Raw genomic sequence first — 18,827 nt, 5'->3', positions numbered from 1 at the left:
GTTGGGCCCTTACAAGCCCCCTCCTACTATAGCCCTCCCTCTTTCAAGAGAGGGGAGGGGCTATATAGAGGGGGCGGCTTTACTGGGGCAACATCATGGCCACCGGCCGTCCACAACGGTCTTGGTCTGCCCGGACCACCTTGGCTTCCTCGGCCATCCGGAACACCTTCTCGAAATACTTGCTGCGTTTGATGAGCGACAGTTTCATGGCTGTATCCATCAGATCCTGATACCCCATCAGGGCCCGGTCTCCGAAACAGTCGGAAAAAAGTTTACGCAGGTTCCACTCCCAGGAGTCGTCGGGATGCGAGATGATATAAGCGCGGTTGAACAACTTGGGATCGGGCGTGTCGTAAGCGGTGAACTTCCCCTTGGCATCCCGTGGCTGTACGACGGGCTGTTCGCAGGATTCTGGCAGTCCGTTGTCCCTGATCGTATAGCACATCGGCTCATCGATGTCGTATTTGCGGGTCAGGGTCTGTTCGATGCAGAAGACGGGCTTCTCGCCCTGCTTCTGCAGGATCTTCTGACAGGTAAAAACCTCGAACACCTTGTTCATGAGTTCCGTTCCCAGCCAACCGCGCAGGCCTCGGTTGTCGGCGCTGCGGTTCTGGTGGATGACGGTGGTGATGTTACAGTTGTACTGCTCTGCCATGTGCATCAACCCCTCTATCAGGGTCTGGGCCTGGACGCCGTCGTTGATATCCTTCACGAGGTCGCGGATGTTGTCGATCACCACGAGGTCGGGCTTGTAGGCCTCTACGGCCTCTGCCAGCAGGTCGTATCGGTCTTCAATCAAGGCTGACCTCAGATTAAACACAAAGAACAGCTCCTCGGGGAAGTCGGAAGGCTGTCCCTCCTCTTCCTCCCCTTCTTGGAGCATCTTGGCAATGCGGTGCATCAGGATGTTCTGGGTGCTCTTCTGACTCTGTTCCGTATCAATCCACATCACTTTGAGCGGCGCCTCCTGGATACGCTGCATGTTCAGCACATGCCGGTCTTCGGCAGGTCGGGTGCAACAAGCCAACAGCATGGCAATCAGATTGGTCTTACCACTCTTAGCCTGACCGGCGATACCGGTCAGATCCTTTCTGGGGAAACAGGGCTGGCCTTTCAGGCGGATGAGGAACTCCTCTTCGGCAAACTGGCCATGGGGCGTCACACGATACGTGTCGAGCTGAATCAGCTCGGGTGTGACCAAGGAGGCCTCACCAGCATGGGTGAGATCCTCCTGAATGAAAGACTTCTGAACTTCCATCATTTCTTCTTGTCCTTTTTGATGGATTTTGCCTTTTTGCGACCGATGATGGAACCCTCGTGGGCCTTGATGATGGTTTCGAAGGTGCCATCAAGCCTTTCTGCCACCTCGATGGTGAAATACTTCATTTTATCAAGCATTTCAAAAAACTCGTTCTCCTGAGGAGCCTCTAGACTAAGACCCGCCATGAGACGGAAAAATGTTGAATTATTTCCGCGAACCATCTTTTCTGCCTTCAGCGAATTGGGGCTAATGCAATAATTTTTGCAAATCCTGGCTTTGCGACCAGGATACTTGGGATTGTTCACGACATCGAGAATAATCTCATAAAATTCAATGAGGATCTCATCCTCTGTTGTTCTTTTTGAATCCATAATTCTAAACTTTTAATTAATTAATTGTATTGTTAATTTTTATATTGGGAATGATTCCAATTCGGGTACAAATTTACGCATTTTAAAATAAAGTGTGTTCCGTACACGGAAAGTCGTCTCGACGAAAGGCCGAAAATGGACCGATAAAGTTGTACTTTTATTAAAAATTAAGAAAAATCGGAGAAATATTTTGTTATTTGCTTAAATCATTGTACTTTTGCACCCAAATTAAAAACAATGAGTAAAATGATACATCTGTGCCTGGCTAAAATGAGTGAGACAGGCATGGAGCAAAAATACATTCAGGAAGCTTTTGATACGCAGTGGGTCGCCCCCCTGGGCCCCAACGTCAATGCCTTCGAGAAGGACTTGGAGCAATTCGTCTGTGAGGGAAAGCGCGTGGTGGCGCTGAGCAACGGCACGGCGGCCGTGCACTTGGCACTCATCGCCTGTGGCGTAGGCCCCGGCGACGAAGTCATTGTCCAGAGCTTCACATTCTGCGCCTCTTCCCACCCCGTGACCTATCTCGGTGCAACCCCCGTTTTTGTGGACTCTGAGCCAGAAACCTGGAATATCGACCCCGATCTGCTCGAAGAAGCCATCAAAGACCGTATCGCCAAGACCGGCAAAAAGCCCAAGGCCATCGTGCCGGTAGCCCTCTATGGCATGCCCTACGACCTGGATCGTATCATGGACATCGCCAATCGCTACGAGATTCCTGTGATCGAAGATGCAGCAGAGGGCTTTGGCTCGCGCTATAAGGGTCAGGTGCTGGGTACGGCAGGCCGCTATGGCGTGCTGAGCTTTAATGGTAATAAGATGATTACCACCTCAGGCGGTGGAGCCCTGATTTGTAAAGATAAAACGGACTGGGATAAGATTATGTGGCTCGCCACGCAGGCCCGCGAGAGTTATCCTTATTATCAGCATGAGACAATCGGCTATAATTACCGCATGAGTAACATCTGCGCCGGCATCGGCCGCGGCCAAATGACCGTCCTCAACGCCCACATCGCCCATCATCACCACGTCCAGGCTTTATATGAGCAGCTCCTGGCCGATGTCCCCGGGATCACCGTCCACACCCAACCGGACACCCTCTGTCATTTCGAGCAAGCCTCTTGTCATTTCGAGCAACCCACTTGTCATGTCGAGCGTAGTCGAGACATCTCTGAGATCTCTCCATGCGCTTCGCTTAGTCGAGATGACAAAGGGAATATGGTAAGTCGAAATGACATGGGGAATAGTCGAGATGACAAGCCTATTTACGACAGCAACTACTGGCTTACCACCATCACTTTGGACCCTTCCCTCAAAGTCAAGGGCCAGGAGAACGCCTACAAACAAATCATCACCAGCGCTGTGGGCGGGGCGGCCGGTGTGATCCACACGGCCTCTACAGCCGTCACAGACTGCCAGCCCAACGACAATGTCGAGGCGATGCGCCTGGCCTTGTTAGCAGCCGGGATCGAGTCGCGCCCCCTCTGGAAACCCATGCACAAACAGCCCGTTTATCGCCATTCGCCTGCTTATGTCAATGGCGTGAGTGAGGGCTTGTTTAAAGTCGGTATGTGCCTGCCTACGGGTCCCTGTGTGACCGACGAGCAAGTGGCGTATATTGTCAATGCCATCAAAGACAACATCTTGTAGGAAAAAGACAACATTTTGAAGATATTTCCCGTTTTATTTGGTACATTCAAAAAAAAGATGTACCTTTGCCCCCTATAACACTTATTCTAACGGACTTTTTTTACGAAGTAAAAGGAAAAGAGTTCTTGTATGTCACTGGAAATCAGGCAGAACGGACGATTTTAACATAGTAGGCACTCGCGGTTCTCTGTCATGTCAATATGATGGTGACCCCGAGACGTTGTCTCGATTGAAACAGGAAAAATACAACAGTAAAGATGAAAAAGATATTTTTAACACTCATCATGATGATGGGGATGACCATGGGGGCTTATGCGCAGGGCATGACGGAGAGTCAGATCCTCCAGTATGTGACTAAACAGAAGAAAGCCGGTGTCTCTGAGCAGGAGATAGCCACCCAGTTGTTGCAGAAGGGCGCTACCCTTGAACAGATCCAGAAGATGCGCCAGAAATATGCCAGTCAGCTCGAGAAGGCGAGCATGGGCGGTGTGGTCGACGGTGCCATCAGCGATGCCCAGAACCGGATGCGCCAGAATAATGCACCGATGAAAGAGGCTGATCAGCGTGAGTACCGTCAGCAGCAGATGAGTCAGGATGCTCCAGATAATCTGCTCTATAGCGATCAGGGGGCTTTGTCGGAGACGAGTGGTGACTATTTTGATGTGATTCCTGGTAAGAAAGTCTTTGGCCGAGATATCTTTAACAACAAGAACCTGACCTTCGAGCCTCAGATGAACATCGCCACGCCCCAGAACTATGTGCTGGGTCCCGGCGACCAGCTGATTATCGATGTCTATGGCGATACCCAGAAGAGCGAGAGTCTGACGGTCAGCCCGGATGGTGATGTCACCGTACCCGACTATGGGCCGGTGCATGTCAGTGGCCTGACGGTATCCGCTGCCCAGAGCCGTATCCGCAGTCGACTGGGCTCCTACTATGCCAGTTCAGAGATCAAGGTCGCCCTGGGCCAGACCCGCACCATCCTGGTGAACGTGATGGGTGAGGTCAAGACGCCGGGCACCTATACCGTCAGCGCCTTTGCCACGGTCTTCCACGCCCTCTATATGGCTGGTGGTGTCAACGACCTGGGAACGCTGCGTAATATCAAGGTCTATCGTCAGGGCCGACTCATCTCGACCGTCGACGTCTACCAGTTTATCCTCAATGGCCGTCTGGCCGGTAATGTGCGCCTGGCTGATAACGATGTCATCCAGGTGGGCACCTACGATGCCATTGTTGACATCTCGGGTCGTGTGAAGCGCCCGATGGCCTACGAGCTACGCGAGGATGAGAGCCTCTCGACCTTGTTGAACTATAGTGGCGGCTTTGCCAGCGATGCCTACAAGAAATCGCTACGTGTGCTCCGTAAGAACGGCCGCATGAAGAGCGTCTTCAATGTCGAGGAATTTGAGCGCAATGCCTTTAAGATGGCCGATGGCGACTCGGTGATTGTAGACTCTATCTACGACCGCTTTGAGAATATGGTCGAGGTGAAGGGCGCTGTCTATCGCCCCGGTCTCTACCAGTTGGGCGACAAGGTGAGCACGGTCCGCACGTTGATTGATAATGCCGATGGTGTGACCGAAGAGGCCCTGATCTCTCGCGCCGTGCTCCGCCGCATGAAGGCCAACCGCACCCAGGAGGTGCTCTCCGTCGACCTGAAGGGTATCCTGGAAGGGACGGCTGCCGACCTGCCGCTAGAGAACGAAGATGTGCTCTTTATCCCGACGATGGCTGAGCACATGAACCTGCGCACGCTGACCATCAATGGAGAGGTCATCTTCCCGGGCACCTACGAATATGCCGACAAGATGACCATCGAAGACCTCATCCTGCAGGCCGGTGGCCTGACGGATGAAGCCTCGACCGTGAAAGTCGATGTGGCCCGGCGTGTCATCAACCCCGAGGCCACGACCGCCACGATGGATATCGCCAAGACCTTCAGTTTCTCCATCAAACCCGGCTTCGCGTTTGATGGTGACCGCAGCTTTACCCTCGAACCCTACGATGTGGTGTCTGTTCGCCGCAGTCCGGTATCTACAGAGCTCTTCACCGTCAGTGTGGAGGGCGAGATTGCCTTCGAGGGCCGTTATACGCTGAGTGTCAAGAACCAGCGCCTCTCCGATGTGGTCAAGGAGGCCGGTGGTGTCATCCCCGGCGCCTATGTACGCGGTGCCCGCCTCATTCGTCAGATGAATGAAGATGAACGTGCGCGCATGAAGGAGCTGGTAGAGATGGCCAGACAGTCATCCTCCTCCGACTCCCTGAGTCTGGAGCAGTTGGCCTTGCAGACCACCTATAGCGTAGGTATCCATCTCGACGAAGCCCTGGCCAATCCTGGCTGCGACGAGGACATCGAGTTGCATGATGGTGACGAGCTGATTATCCCGCGCTACAACCGTACCGTCAAGATCTCGGGTGATATCCTGAAGCCGAACGTCGTTGCCTTCAAGGATAAGAAGAGCTACAAATACTATATCGAGCAGGCCGGTGGCTATGGTAAGCGTGCCCGCACGAGCCATACCTATATTCTCTATCAGAACGGAACCATCGCCAAGGCCTCGAAGGGCAAGATCGAGCCCGGCTGCGAGATCGTCGTTCCCACCAAGGGTCCGAAGGATAGTGCCAACCTCCAGCAATGGCTTTCCATCGGCACCTCTGCCGCATCGTTAGCAACAATGTTCGTCAGCATTGCTAACATGCTGAAATGATGTAATTAAGAATCCCCGCTCTCTAGCGTTCGCTCCCGCCCACCCTCGTTCATAGGGGGCTTCTCGCCCCCTCGCCGCGCGGCTACCCCCTCGGTGTTTTAGCATGGTATTAGATTAAATAAACATGGCTCGCCCCTTTAGGGGCACAGGCTTTGCGAGCCATACCAAAACTCTGAAAATGAGGGTCTCTCGAAATTTTCAGTTAAGTCCCTTGCCAAAGATTGGCGAGGGGTTTGGGGAGTGGTCTGAAGCCCTCTTGGCTAAGAGGGTTGGGTAATCGGTAAAATAGAAAAAATATTATTATTATGAATAATGAAGAAATAAAAAAGCAGGAGTTATTAGAGGATGAAGAATCCTCTATAGATTTTAAGAAAATCTTCTCTGACCTTCTTAAATATAAGAAGCTCTACTACAAAGTGCTCCCTATAGCCTTTGTCTTAGCAGCAATTTATGCTCTAAGCTTACCCAACTACTACAGTTGTACTGTAAAGTTGGCCCCAGAACTTGGTTCTTCCGCCAAGGCCGGCGGAAGCCTCGCCAGCCTGGCCAGCAGCTTCGGCGTAAATCTGGGCTCAGCCCAGCAAGGCGCTGATGCCATTAACCCAACCTTGTACCCCGACCTGATGAACTCGGTCGACTTCAAGACCGACTTGTTCAAAGTCAAGGTACGCCGCGAGGATGACAATCAGTTCTTCACCTATTACGACTATCTCGCTAAAGAGCAGAAGCTCTCTTGGTGGTCAGCTGGTATGAAGTCCTTTTTCGATCTTTTCAGTTCCAAGGAAGAAGAATCTTCAAAGATTGATCCCTTCCGTCTGAGCAAAAAACAGACCGATATTGTGAAAGCCATTGATAAAAATGTGGTTTGCGATGTGGATAAGAAAACTTTTGTGATTACGATTAGCGTGACCGACCAGGATCCCCTGATTTGCGCCACGATGGCCGACACAGTGAAGACCCGCCTTCAGAAATTCATTACAGACTATCGTACGAGCAAAGCCCGTGTGGATTATGACTACAATCTGAAACTCTCTCGCGAGGCCAAGGCCAAGTATGAGCAGGCTCGTGACCGCTATGCCGCTTATGCCGACTCCCACCGTAATGTCACTTCTCAGAACGCTCAGACCAAGGAGGCAGACCTCCAGAGCGAGATGCAGCTGCAGGAGCGTATCTATCAGCAGGTGGTAGCTCAGCTGCAGCAGGCCGAGATGAAGGTACAGGAAGAAACCCCTGCCTTCACCACCCTGCAGAGTGCGACAGTCCCCGTAAGGAAAGAAGGCCCCAAGCGTGCTCAGATGTGTCTCATCTTCCTCTTCCTCGCCGCCCTCGGCACCACCGCCTGGATCCTCTACAAAGAAGACGACCTCAAATCCCTCCTCGGCATGGACTAATATGATACATCTTTCAGATAAAGACCATAAAGCTCAAATGGCGGACATGGCATCGTTTGATGAGCAGATGCCGTGCGTCGGGATCTTCTGGTACGACCCGGAGGAGCATAACTTCTTTGGGGTGCATAAGAAGGAAATCACCCCCAAGATGGTTGAGGAGGCGGCCGAGAAGGGGATGCCCTTCATTAATTATCCTAAGCTGCACCGTCAGATTTGGGCAAAGGAATACTTTAAGGCTCAGGCAAAGGGTGAGCGTACAAAGTTCGAGGGTGACTACACGCAAGTTCCCCGTGGTCGTGTGGCATGGAACGTTAATAAGTTCATTGTGCTGGTGGGTAAGTGGGCCGAGCCCATCCAGAACGAGCTCACCGAATTGCTGGAGCAGGAGTTCTCACTACCGTACTTCGAGTTCGTGTACGACTATCACTGGGACTTGGGCCATGGCTGGTCCGGCGACATGCCCACAACTCGGTAATCTCCTTCCCCTGTCATCTCGAGCGCCCCTTTATTGTCATCCCGAGCGCAGTCGAGGGATCTCATCATCATAAGACATCCCCCCATTTTCGGTTAATCCGGGGGGGATTAACCGAAAAAAAGAAATATTATAAAATGCAAGTAATCAAAACCGCCATTGATGGCGTAGTAATTATAGAGCCTAGAATCTTTGAAGATTCACGAGGCTATTTCTTCGAGTCATTCTCTCAGAGAGATTTTAACGAGAAAGTGCGTCCTATCACATTTGTCCAGGACAATGAGAGTAAATCTTCCTATGGTGTCATGCGAGGTCTGCATTTCCAGCGTCCTCCATTCACCCAAAGCAAACTGGTACGTTGTGTCAAAGGCGCAGTCCTTGATGTAGCAGTAGATATTCGTAAGGGTTCACCGACTTATGGCCAACACGTGGAATGCCTCCTCTGTGCTCACGATGAAGAAGCTGCCCGCATCGCAAAAGAATTTGCGGGCTACACTTTCAATGGTCAATGTTCAATGTTCAATTCTCAATTAGGCCAACAGTTTTTCATCCCAAAAGGATTCGCTCATGGTTTTGCAGTCCTCTCCGAAACAGCTGTATTCCAATACAAATGTGATGAATTCTATCACCCAGAGGCTGATGGAGGCATATCAATTCTCGATGATTCTCTCGGTATTGATTGGCGAATCAAGGATAAAGCTATCTTGAGCGAAAAGGACACAAAGCATCCCTTGCTCAAAGTCTTTGATTCTCCATTTGACATCAAAATTGATTTGTATTAATCTTATATGGGAGTGTAGCACCTGTATTCGGGTCATAGAGCAACTTCCTGTTGCAGGTGTGAGCTCCTTATTTCATTTATGTAGCCTATGAAAGGAATTGTATTAGCAGGCGGTAGTGGCACACGCCTTTATCCCATTACAAAGGGTGTTAGCAAGCAATTGCTCCCTATTTATGATAAACCAATGGTGTATTATCCTATTTCTGCCCTTATGTTAGCAGGAATTCGTGATATACTCATTATTAGTACGCCTTATGACCTACCAGGATTTAAGCGCCTTTTAGGTGATGGTAGTGACTATGGTGTACACTTCGAGTATGCTGAGCAACCCAGCCCTGATGGATTAGCACAAGCATTTATAATTGGAGACAAGTTTATAGGAAACGATTCTGCATGTTTGGTGCTTGGTGATAATATTTTTTATGGTGCAGGATTTACATCTTTGCTTCGTAAAGCCGTTGAAGATGCTGAAGTCAATGGTAAGGCATCCGTCTTTGGCTATTGGGTGAACGACCCTGAGCGCTATGGTGTGGCTGAATTCGATAAGCAAGGCAACTGCTTAAGCATAGAGGAGAAACCTAAGGAACCGAAGAGTAATTATGCAGTGGTTGGCCTTTATTTCTATCCCAACAAGGTAATAGATGTTGCTAAACATATCAAACCCTCTGCCCGTGGTGAGTTGGAGATTACTACCGTGAACCAGGAGTTCCTAAAAGAAGGTAATTTGAAGGTTCAGGTCTTTGGTCGCGGTTTCGCGTGGCTTGACACTGGCACTCATGATAGCCTTGCAGAGGCATCTACATTTGTGGAAGTGATAGAGAAACGCCAGGGCTTGAAAGTGGCCTGCTTGGAGGGTATTGCTTACCGCAACGGTTGGATAACTGAAGAGGAAATGCGCGAGCTCGCAAAGCCTATGCTCAAGAATCAGTATGGTCAGTACCTTTTGAAAGTGATTGACGAAATGAAGGAAGAAGTGAACAGCGGAACGCTTGTTCATGTTTAGCGGTTAAAGGTTAGCGATAGTGGATAAGTTTACATTCTTTGATATTAGAGTTTATAAGGAAGCGAAGCTGTTAGTGAGAGAAGTTTATACTCTCATGGACAAATACCCAAAGTATGAAACTTATGCATTAAGAGATCAACTACGTAGAGCTGTTGTTTTTGTACCGTCTAACATTGCTGAGGGTTCAGGACGCTTCTCTATCAATGAGAAAATACATTTTATAGAAATCGCTTATGGATCATTAACCGAAACACTTTGCCAACTTGACATAGCCCATGACCTGGACTATATCAATGACAACGAGTTTGAAGAAGAAAAAGAAAGAATTGATGTAATAGGAAAGCAGTTATCTGGACTTCGTGCTTCATTCCAAAAGCAGTTAGAATCCGCTAACCGCTAACCACAAAACCAACAACGATTATTGGATGGAAGTAATAAAAACCGCCATTGATGGCGTATTAATAATAGAGCCTAAGATCTTTGGTGATGCACGTGGCTATTTTTTCGAGAGCTTTTCCCAAAGAGACTTTGACGAGAATGTGGCTCCTATACTTGGTCATAAGGTGAACTTTGTACAGGATAATGAGAGCATGAGCAATTATGGCGTGATGCGAGGCTTACACTTTCAGCGTCCCCCGTTTACCCAAAGCAAACTTGTCCGTTGCGTAAAGGGGGCAGTACTTGACGTAGCTGTGGATATTCGCAAGGGCAGCCCTACATACGGTCAGCATGTGGCTGTGGAATTGACTGAGGGAAACCATAGGCAGTTCTTTGTGCCCCGTGGATTTGCTCACGGTTTTTCTGTCCTCTCAGAAACAGCTGTTTTCCAGTACAAGTGTGATGAATTCTATCATCCTGAGGCTGATGGGGGTATCAGTATTCTGGATGATAGTCTGGGAATAGATTGGAGAATACCAATAGGTAAAGCAGTACTTTCAGAGAAAGACACAAAGCATCCCTTATTTAAGAAATTCGTTAGTCCATTTTATTTGTGAGTTGATTTGTACTAGTTTGAGGAGAATAAGTTGTTTAAGCTAGTAAATGGCTTCTGCAAATATTTTGAATCCGTCCCGCATTAAATCATTTGATGAAATGTCAATTTTAAAATAGTGCGGAAATTTTGAAGCCACTAATGTCAAAAATTAAAGTCAATTTTATATATAATATAGCATTAACATTATCGACTTATATTATACATCTTATTGTATTCCCTTATGTCTCTCGGGTATTAGGAGTAGAATTGATTGGTAGAATAGGATTTGTTGATAATGTTGTTACCTATTTTTCCTTATTTTCTACTCTAGGTATAGTTGTTGTGGGAGTTAGGGAAATAGCTGCATGTGGGGATGATTTTAAAAAGAGATCAGAAGTTTTTTCTGGTCTTTTGGTCTTGCTTATCTATGCTACGATATTTGTAATAGTCTTATTCCTATTGGCAATTACAATTATTCCAAAGTTTATAGAGAACCGTACATTGCTTTTAATTGGAATGTCACAGCTGTTTATGTCCTCATTATTGTTGGAATGGCTATATCAAGGAATAGAAAATTTTAGATACATAACAATAAGAAACATTGCGGTTAAGTTAATCTACGCAGCTCTTGTAATTGTCTTTATTCAAGACAGAGAGGATTATATCTTATATTATATCTTGACTATTTCTGTTGTGGTTATTAACGCAATTATTAATTTACGTCAATCCAGAAATTACGTAAAGTTCGTATATAAACCTGGCTCATGGAAAGTTTTCCTAAAACCAATGATTTCATTAGGCGTATATAGAGTATTGGTTTCAATGTACACGACTTTTAATGTGATTTATCTAGGCTTTGTCTGTTCAGAAACAGAAGTTGGTTATTACTATACATCAATTAAACTATTTACAATTTTTATAGGTGTTATCTCTGCATTTACAACGGTAATCATGCCCCGAATGAGTTCCTTATTGGCAGAGGAGAAAATGGATTTGTTTAAGATAAATATTAAATATTCATTAGATATAATCTTCGCTGTAGCAATACCTCTTATTATTTATTGTATATCGTTAGCTCCTGAAATAATACGTATATTGTCTGGACCGGGGTTTGAAGGAGCGATTACTCCCATGCGTATTGTTACTATAAATGTATTATTTGTTGCTATGGCTCAAATATGGGTTATACAAATATTAATGCCAATGAAAAAAGATTCAGTTGTGCTTTGGGGGTCGATAATCGGAGCAATAGTAGGTCTCACAGCCAATATTCTTTTAGTAGGTCGATTTGGAGCTATAGGCTCTGCATTAGTCCTTATTCTTGCGGAAATAGCTGGGGATGCATATTGCTTTTATTATGTCATAAAGGTAAAGATTGTTGAATTTCCTGCAAAAAGAATGGGTTTGAATTTATTATTTGCGATACCTTTTTATCCATTGTGTACAATTTCGCGACAAATGGTGCCAAATGTATTTCTTTCATTGGTAATGACGGCTGTTTTCTTCACATTTTACTTTTTTATTCTTCACAAATATATTTTAAAAGAAGGCTATATTCACAATTATTTAGAGAGCTTTTTTAGAAAGTCGTGAATTACACAACACGCTTGATACCAACAGGGCACAAGAACAACATAGTCAGGCTGGTTTACGTCCCATGCACTTATTTTAATTACTCATAAGGAAATAAAATAAAGCGGGCTTTTCAGAATGCTCGTCACAAAAGGAACTTACTGATTTGCCAAGTTTACAAAATAGAAAAATGTAAATAAAATTTACAATGAACAGAGCATTAATAACTGGTGGAGCCGGATTTATAGGTTCACATCTAGTCCAGAAGCTCATTGAGAAGGGGTATGATGTTACAGTGCTTGATAATCTTTTGGAGCAGATTCATGGCGTATACCCTGTCAAGACGTCTCCTCTCTTTTGCAGTATCAAGGACAAAGTTCGTTTCATTAAAGGTGATGTTTGCGATAAGACATTATTAGAGCTAGCCCTTGAGGATGTTGATTATGTAATCCACCTGGCAGCGGAGACTGGAACAGGTCAATCTATGTATGAAATCAAGCGGTACATTGATGTTAATATAGGAGGAACAGCCTTGCTCCTTGATATTCTCACCAACACCAAGAATCACGTCAAACGTGTAGCGGTAGCAGAATCCCGTGCCATCTATGGTGAAGGTAAGTATCATTGTGAGAAGTGCGGTGATGTATATCCTACTGAGCGTAAGGATGAGGATATGGCAAAAGGTGACTTTGAGTGCCATTGCCCCAAATGTGGTGGAATGGTTACTTTAGTCGCCACGACAGAGGATAGTACTATCCATCCTTCTTCTGTGTACGGAATTGGTAAACAGGTACAAGGCCAGTTGGTACACTTGATTTGCAAGACCATTGGTATCGAATCAGTATCCTTCCGTTTCCAGAATGTATATGGCCCAGGCCAGTCTCTGACCAACCCCTATACAGGCATTCTGAGCATCTTTTCTAACCGCATCAAGAGCCATAAATGCATCAATATCTTTGAAGACGGCAAAGAGACCCGCGACTTTGTTTATATAGATGATGTGGTGGATGCAACCATTGCTGGTATGGAAGTGCCCAAAGCCAACGGCCATGTATTCAACATCGGAACAGGCGTAGCAACGTCTGTTCTTACCGTCGCACAAACGCTTTGCAAGCACTACGGAATAGAAGTTCCGTTGACTGTTTCCGGCAATTATCGTATGGGGGACATACGGCATAATTATGCGGATATAACCCTTGCTAAACAGATTCTTGGATTCAAACCCAAGTGGACATTTGATGCAGGTATCAAGCAGTTCACAGAATGGGTGAACTGCCAGGAATTACAAACAGATAATTACGAGGCCTCACTGGAAGAAATGAAGCAGAAAGGCCTTTTTAAATAAAGATTGTATGAACTGTAATATAAAAAATGGATACGGTTAACGATAATTAGCACTTGATGCTAATACGTGCCCTCTTATGGGGGCTTCTCGCCCCCACACCCCTCGGTGTTTTCAGGTATTAGATTTTCTAACCTGATACACTTCGGTAGAATGCAGGAGTTACTTCTTTGAAGATATGTAACCATCGACATACGGTTTCTCCTGAGTGACAACGGCAAAAGCCTGTCGGATGAGTTTGTTTGCTACGGCAATGACAGCTACTTTTCCTGGCTTGCCATTAGACCGCAAACGGTCATAACAGGCTCTGCATTCAGTGTTGCATCTCAGGGATGCGAATGCTGCCACGTAGAGCTGACTCCTTAAAGAAGAGTCTCCATTGCGGTTGATGTGACCTTTGAAATTGACTGAAGTACCGGACTGCAGATAAGTAGGCGACAATCCCAAATGACGGGTGAGTTGTTTGGCATTATCAAAGTAAGTGAAGCCACCAGTGGCCATGATGAGTGCAGCAGCAAGGGTAATACCTATCCCTTTTACGGATGTGAGCAAATCCATCTGCTTTTTGTACTCTGACTTGGCAAGAGATGCGAGATCCTCTTCGAGGTCTTTAATCTGCTTCTCAAGGAAGGCAATGGTCTTCTCGACCGATTTCCTACACTTGGCATCAAAGAACGGCAGTGCCTCCATCGAGCCCTTGAGGTTCCTCGTGGCAATAAGTTGTTTCTTGAGCTGGCGAATGACTGTACGCTTCTGCTTCAAGGTGAGAATGGCGTCGCTGCGGAGCATGTAAGGCGCTGGCTGCATCTTCTCACCATAGAGAGCAATCAGGCGGGCATCTATCTCATCCGTCTTAATGGTGGATAGCATTGCACGGGCGAAGTTCTTCACTTTAAGAGGGTTCTCAAGGCTTGTCGTGATAACAGCCTCAGAAAGCAGATAGACAAGCAGAGCGCTGTAATTACCTGGCGCCTCCATGACACAGTGGTGCTCCTCCTTGGAGATGTCTTGATAAACTCATGAATACCTCTAGTAGTGTTCTTGAATGTCTTCGTCTTGCTGTCCTTGTCTGGAGAATAAGCGACAACGAAAGTGTCCTTGCTGACGTCGATACCAATGTAAGTCATAACAATAACATTTTTAATAATATGCAACATCGAAACATCTTGGAGTCATCATTGCAAATGCGGGGTCAAAGCCCAGTGAACTGTCCGGATTCGGATGTTAAGGAGTGGGGGCAGAACATAATTTACCGTCTTATGACGAATGAAAACTCGGCCTTATTCCACATCCTTGATGTTGTTAACGAGTGCAAAGATAATAATTAATATTGAATATACAATGAAAGTATTGGTAACAGGAGCCAATGGTTACATTGGCAGCCATGTAGTGAAGGCGCTTTTGGATAAAGGCGTTGAGGTGATAGCGTGTGATATTGTGACAAATGATGTGGATGGACGAGCAGAGCGAAAGACTCTAAACCTCTTTGAACTGCCAGAAGGCAATGTGTATGAACAATTAGGCTCACCGGATGTTTGCCTTCACATGGCTTGGCGTAATGGATTTGTGCATAATGCGCCCACTCAAATTGGTGATCTTTCAGCTCACTATAAGTTCTTGACGGCCCTGATTGATGGCGGTTTAAAACAGTTGGCTGTTATGGGTACCATGCATGAGGTTGGCTATTGGGAAGGTGCCATTGATGAAAATACTCCATGTAATCCTATTTCCATGTATGGCATTGCGAAGGATGCTCTTCGCAGAGCAATGATTCTCTATTGCAAACAAAAAGAGTGCATTCTTCAGTGGCTTCGTTGCTACTATATCTTGGGTGATGATAAGAAAAACAACTCCATTTTCTGTAAGTTGTTAATGGCTGCTGAAGAGGGTAAGAAAACTTTCCCGTTCACTACTGGAAAGAACCAATATGATTTCATTACTGTGGATGAACTTGCCAACCAACTATCAGCTGCTGTGATGCAGACAGAAGTTGTGGGAATTATTAATTGTTGCACAGGCAAGCCTATGACACTAGCAGAAAGAGTGGAACAATTTATCAAGGAGCACGACCTCGATATAAAGTTGGAATATGGAGCTTTCCCTGACAGACCGTATGATTCACCTTGCGAATATGGAGATGCAACGAAGATAAATAAGATTTTGCAAAATTCAGAAAGGTGATGATTGGAATCGTAACAGTCTTGTATAATAGTGCCCCAGTTTTAGAGGAGTATTTTAGTACACTGGACATTCAGACATACAAAGTTTTTATATTGTATGTTATAGATAACAAGTCTAGTGATAATTCTTTAGCTGAAGCAGAAAGACTTTCAGAAACTGTAGGTTTTAAAACGATAATCCTACCACAACCTGAAAATTGGGGAGTGGCTAAAGGAAATAATATTGGTATCAAAGCGGCGCTAAAGGACAAATGTGATTATGTGTTGTTGTCCAACAACGACGTTGTTTTGGAAAAGGATACTATAGAGAATTTGTTAAAAGGCCATATAGACAACAACGCGTCCTTGTCAGTCCCCAAGATATATTATTGGAACACCGATAAAATTATTTGGGCTGCGGGTGGGTATTTCCGCTTGACAGATTGCTCCTCAAGACATTACGGCATGAGGAAGCCAGATCAAGGGCAGTTTGATAAGGTAAGGCAAATAGGGTACGCTCCCACATGTTTTATGTTAATCAATAAAAGTGTCTTTAATGACGTTGGATTCATGGATGAAACCTATTTCGTATATTATGACGACTCTGACTTCATTTGGCGTGCTGTGAGAAAGGATAGGGGAAAAGTGTATTATATTCCTTCTTCATTATTATGGCATAAGGAGAGTTTTAGCACGGGTGGCAGCCAGAGTGATTTTTCTATTTATTATTTGGCTCGTAATCGCATGTATTTTGCTCATAAACACTTTAACTTTTTACAACGCGTTAGGTTATATATGTTTTTAGCATTTCACTATATAACAAGAGATTTGAAATTGTTGACAAAAGACCAGCGAAATTTGCTAAAAAAAGGGCTGGCAGATGGTAAAGCTCTATCAAAAAGTACACTTGGATTATGAATATTTTAGTTGATGGAAGAGCATTTTGCGCTTCAAGTGCAGGAATATCTACAGTTCTGCGCTGTGTTTTACAGTCTTGGGGGAACCAATACCCTAAGGAGGTATTGTACGTAATTCTCCCAAAGGAGCGAGTTGGGTCTATAAGGAATACGGAATTTCCACCTAATGTCAAGTGGCTTGAATCAAAGTCTCTTGTCTTTAAGTACCTTCCAAACCTGGTATATCTGCTGTTGATGGTCCCTTATTATATATTTAAATACAAAATATCTGTTTATTACACCCCTGTTCCTTGCCTGCCTTTCTTTATTCCAAAGAAGGTTAAGACTATTATTGAAATTAATGATGTGGTTAATTTGGAGTATAAGGATACAATGGCATGGTCAAATAAACTAGCCAATGCTCTTTTGTTTAACAGATCAATGAAAAAAGCAGATGTAATATGGTCTATATCAGAATACACAAAGAAGAAAGTTGAGGAGTATTTCCCTAAAAGGAGATGCAATGAGATATTCGTAGGATGTGCAACAGACAGAACCCTGTATAAGAAACTTGATATTTCATTGGAAACGAAGATAGAACTTAAGAATAAATTCGGGGTAAAGGATAAGTTCATACTGTTTGTCGGTTCGCTCGAGCCTAGGAAGAACCTGCCTTTTCTGTTAGACATTATTCCCGAAATATATCGTGAGGCAGGCATACAACTAGTTGTCGTTGGAGCCAAGGGGTGGAAAAATTCTGCAATTAGAACGAAAGTAATGGATGCATTATTCCCGCAAGAGAGTACCATCTTTTGTGGCTTTGTCCCTAATGAGGAATTGGTTATGCTTTATAATATTGCAGACTGTTTTGTCTCTTCATCTCTTAATGAGGGATTCGGGCTACCACAGCTTGAAGCTTTTCTGTGCGGTTGCCCTGTCATCACATCAGCAAACTCGGCCATGATTGAAGTGGCAGAGAGTAAGAAGGGCGGTTATTTGATAGAAGGCTATAATAAAGAAGAATGGATCAAGAAGATAATAAATGTCGTTAGGGAACAACCATCCGTTGACATTCATCAGTTTGATAAGTATAACTGGGATAGTATTGTAAAAGAATTAAGGAAATCAAGGATCGAAGAATCATGAAGATTGCTGTTGATTGTCGTTTTTTAGGTAAAAGCGGTATTGGCTCATATATTGAGGGAGTTCTCGACATTTTGTTGAAGGCTAACAATCACTATTATCTTTTAATTGGAAACCTTAAGATACTTGAGAAATATAGTTTGTATTCTAAATGTGAAGTTTTGGAATGTAATATTATTCCATATTCAATTGCTGAGCAGTTTAGATTTCCGACAAAAGAGGTTAACAAATGTGATGCCTTCTTTTCTCCGAATTGGAATGTGCCTAGAGGAATTCATATCCCTAAATATTTAACAATACATGATGTAATTTTTTTGGATGAAAGAGGACTAACATCTACATTTGGTTATTATATTCGAAAAATGTTTTTATGGCATGCTGTGAAATCAGCAAAAAGTATTTTTACTGTTTCAAATTTCTCTAAAGAACGAATTAGACATTATTTTCATGTTGACAACGTGTTTGTTACGTATAGTTCGGTCTCAGAAGATATTCATAAAATTCCTTTAAAAGGAAATAGAAAGAAGGGAAACTATTTCCTTTATGTAGGTAATATAAAGCGGCATAAAGGTTTACGAATTCTATTAGAAGGCTTTAATCTTGCAGTAAATCAAGGATTAAACAAAAAATTAATTATAGTGGGTGAAGCAGATAATTTTAAATCTTCTGAAGATAATCTTGCTAATATGTTTACTTCTGATCAAATCCAATTTACTGGTTATGTACCCAATGAAAAGTTATATGACTATATCATGAGGGCAGATGCTCTTGTTCTTCCATCAAGATACGAAGGATTTGGGCTCCCGCCATTAGAAGCATTGTATTTAGGCACAGATGTTATATTGTCTGATATCCCAGTTTTGAAGGAGATTTATTCCAATTATCCTGTGACATTCTTTCAATGTGATGATTCGTCAGATTTGTGTAATGTTATTAAAAGTTTCAAAAATAGTAATTTCAATATTGAGGATGTCAGAAAAATGATAGATTCACAATATAGCTTCATTAATATTGCGAATATTATTATTAGTGCAATCGAGGAGTCAAATCAAATAGATTAAAATGAGGAAATCAATGAAAAAATGATTAAGAGATATTATTT

At 44.6% G+C, this 18,827-nt stretch carries 16 protein-coding genes and 1 pseudogene; 14 read left to right on the top strand and 3 right to left on the bottom strand.

Features of this window, described 5'->3' with window-relative positions; translation table 11 throughout:
• Nucleotides 1-79 precede the first annotated feature (79 nt).
• Nucleotides 80-1,261: an AAA family ATPase gene (locus BMY16_RS01955; protein ID WP_091839326.1), complete on the bottom strand. Its 1,182-nt coding sequence runs from the start codon at nt 1,259-1,261 to the stop codon at nt 80-82.
• The gene (locus tag BMY16_RS01950; protein WP_091839323.1) at nt 1,258-1,632 is read right to left on the bottom strand and encodes a hypothetical protein; all 375 of its coding nucleotides are present in this window, start codon (nt 1,630-1,632) and stop codon (nt 1,258-1,260) included. Before BMY16_RS01950 ends, BMY16_RS01955 begins: the two co-directional genes overlap by 4 nt.
• Before the next feature lie 237 nt (nt 1,633-1,869).
• Between BMY16_RS01950 and BMY16_RS15770 the strand changes: the two genes are divergently transcribed.
• The 10 genes from BMY16_RS15770 to BMY16_RS01895 all read left to right on the top strand — a co-directional run bounded on the left by BMY16_RS15770 (nt 1,870) and on the right by BMY16_RS01895 (nt 13,530).
• Nucleotides 1,870-3,282 (top strand): DegT/DnrJ/EryC1/StrS family aminotransferase, encoded by a 1,413-nt coding sequence (locus tag BMY16_RS15770; protein WP_244512818.1) that lies wholly within the window; start codon nt 1,870-1,872, stop codon nt 3,280-3,282.
• 257 nt (nt 3,283-3,539) lie between these two features.
• Nucleotides 3,540-5,993, top strand: coding sequence for an SLBB domain-containing protein (locus tag BMY16_RS01935; RefSeq protein WP_091839321.1), 2,454 nt, complete (start codon nt 3,540-3,542; stop codon nt 5,991-5,993).
• 305 nt (nt 5,994-6,298) lie between these two features.
• Entirely contained in the window at nt 6,299-7,384 is a 1,086-nt protein-coding gene (locus tag BMY16_RS01930) for a hypothetical protein (protein ID WP_091839318.1), read from the top strand.
• Nucleotide 7,385: 1 nt separating this feature from the next.
• A complete protein-coding gene (locus BMY16_RS01925; protein ID WP_139207095.1) occupies nt 7,386-7,859 on the top strand; it encodes a hypothetical protein in 474 nt (157 codons plus the stop codon).
• A gap of 134 nt (nt 7,860-7,993) precedes the next feature.
• On the top strand, nt 7,994-8,638 hold the full coding sequence (locus BMY16_RS01920; RefSeq protein WP_091839312.1) for a dTDP-4-dehydrorhamnose 3,5-epimerase family protein: 645 nt from the start codon (nt 7,994-7,996) through the stop codon (nt 8,636-8,638).
• An 87-nt stretch (nt 8,639-8,725) separates the two neighbouring features.
• Nucleotides 8,726-9,640, top strand: a complete 915-nt coding sequence (rfbA, locus tag BMY16_RS01915) for a glucose-1-phosphate thymidylyltransferase RfbA (protein WP_091839309.1) — start codon at nt 8,726-8,728, stop codon at nt 9,638-9,640.
• A gap of 19 nt (nt 9,641-9,659) precedes the next feature.
• A complete protein-coding gene (locus tag BMY16_RS01910; RefSeq protein WP_091839307.1) occupies nt 9,660-10,040 on the top strand; it encodes a four helix bundle protein in 381 nt (126 codons plus the stop codon).
• A 25-nt stretch (nt 10,041-10,065) separates the two neighbouring features.
• A complete protein-coding gene (gene rfbC, locus BMY16_RS01905) occupies nt 10,066-10,635 on the top strand; it encodes a dTDP-4-dehydrorhamnose 3,5-epimerase (RefSeq protein WP_091839304.1) in 570 nt (189 codons plus the stop codon).
• A gap of 137 nt (nt 10,636-10,772) precedes the next feature.
• A complete protein-coding gene (locus BMY16_RS01900) occupies nt 10,773-12,206 on the top strand; it encodes an oligosaccharide flippase family protein (protein ID WP_091839301.1) in 1,434 nt (477 codons plus the stop codon).
• A gap of 187 nt (nt 12,207-12,393) precedes the next feature.
• Nucleotides 12,394-13,530, top strand: coding sequence for an NAD-dependent epimerase/dehydratase family protein (locus BMY16_RS01895; RefSeq protein WP_091839299.1), 1,137 nt, complete (start codon nt 12,394-12,396; stop codon nt 13,528-13,530).
• A gap of 159 nt (nt 13,531-13,689) precedes the next feature.
• On the opposite strand, the pseudogene BMY16_RS01890 reads toward BMY16_RS01895, so the two are convergent.
• A pseudogene (locus tag BMY16_RS01890) lies at nt 13,690-14,654 on the bottom strand (IS110 family transposase).
• Nucleotides 14,655-14,868: 214 nt separating this feature from the next.
• On the opposite strand from BMY16_RS01890, the gene BMY16_RS01885 reads away from it, so the two are divergent.
• The 4 genes from BMY16_RS01885 to BMY16_RS01870 are packed head-to-tail and all read left to right on the top strand — an operon-like array spanning nt 14,869 to nt 18,786.
• On the top strand, nt 14,869-15,708 hold the full coding sequence (locus tag BMY16_RS01885) for an NAD-dependent epimerase/dehydratase family protein (protein ID WP_091839296.1): 840 nt from the start codon (nt 14,869-14,871) through the stop codon (nt 15,706-15,708).
• On the top strand, nt 15,708-16,604 hold the full coding sequence (locus BMY16_RS01880; protein ID WP_091839293.1) for a glycosyltransferase family 2 protein: 897 nt from the start codon (nt 15,708-15,710) through the stop codon (nt 16,602-16,604). The genes BMY16_RS01885 and BMY16_RS01880 overlap by 1 nt, the downstream gene beginning before the upstream one ends.
• Nucleotides 16,601-17,728 carry a glycosyltransferase family 4 protein gene (locus tag BMY16_RS01875; protein ID WP_091839290.1) on the top strand — a complete coding sequence of 376 codons (1,128 nt, stop codon included), beginning with the start codon at nt 16,601-16,603 and terminating at the stop codon, nt 17,726-17,728. Before BMY16_RS01880 ends, BMY16_RS01875 begins: the two co-directional genes overlap by 4 nt.
• Complete coding sequence (locus BMY16_RS01870; protein WP_091839288.1) at nt 17,725-18,786, top strand: glycosyltransferase family 4 protein; 1,062 nt, start codon at nt 17,725-17,727, stop codon at nt 18,784-18,786. The genes BMY16_RS01875 and BMY16_RS01870 overlap by 4 nt, the downstream gene beginning before the upstream one ends.
• Nucleotides 18,787-18,827 lie beyond the last annotated feature (41 nt).

The organism is Prevotella sp. ne3005, from assembly GCF_900110085.1.
Classification (GTDB): domain Bacteria; phylum Bacteroidota; class Bacteroidia; order Bacteroidales; family Bacteroidaceae; genus Prevotella.
Note: the sequence above shows the minus strand (reverse complement) of the source record. Positions and strands in the feature narration are given on the sequence as shown.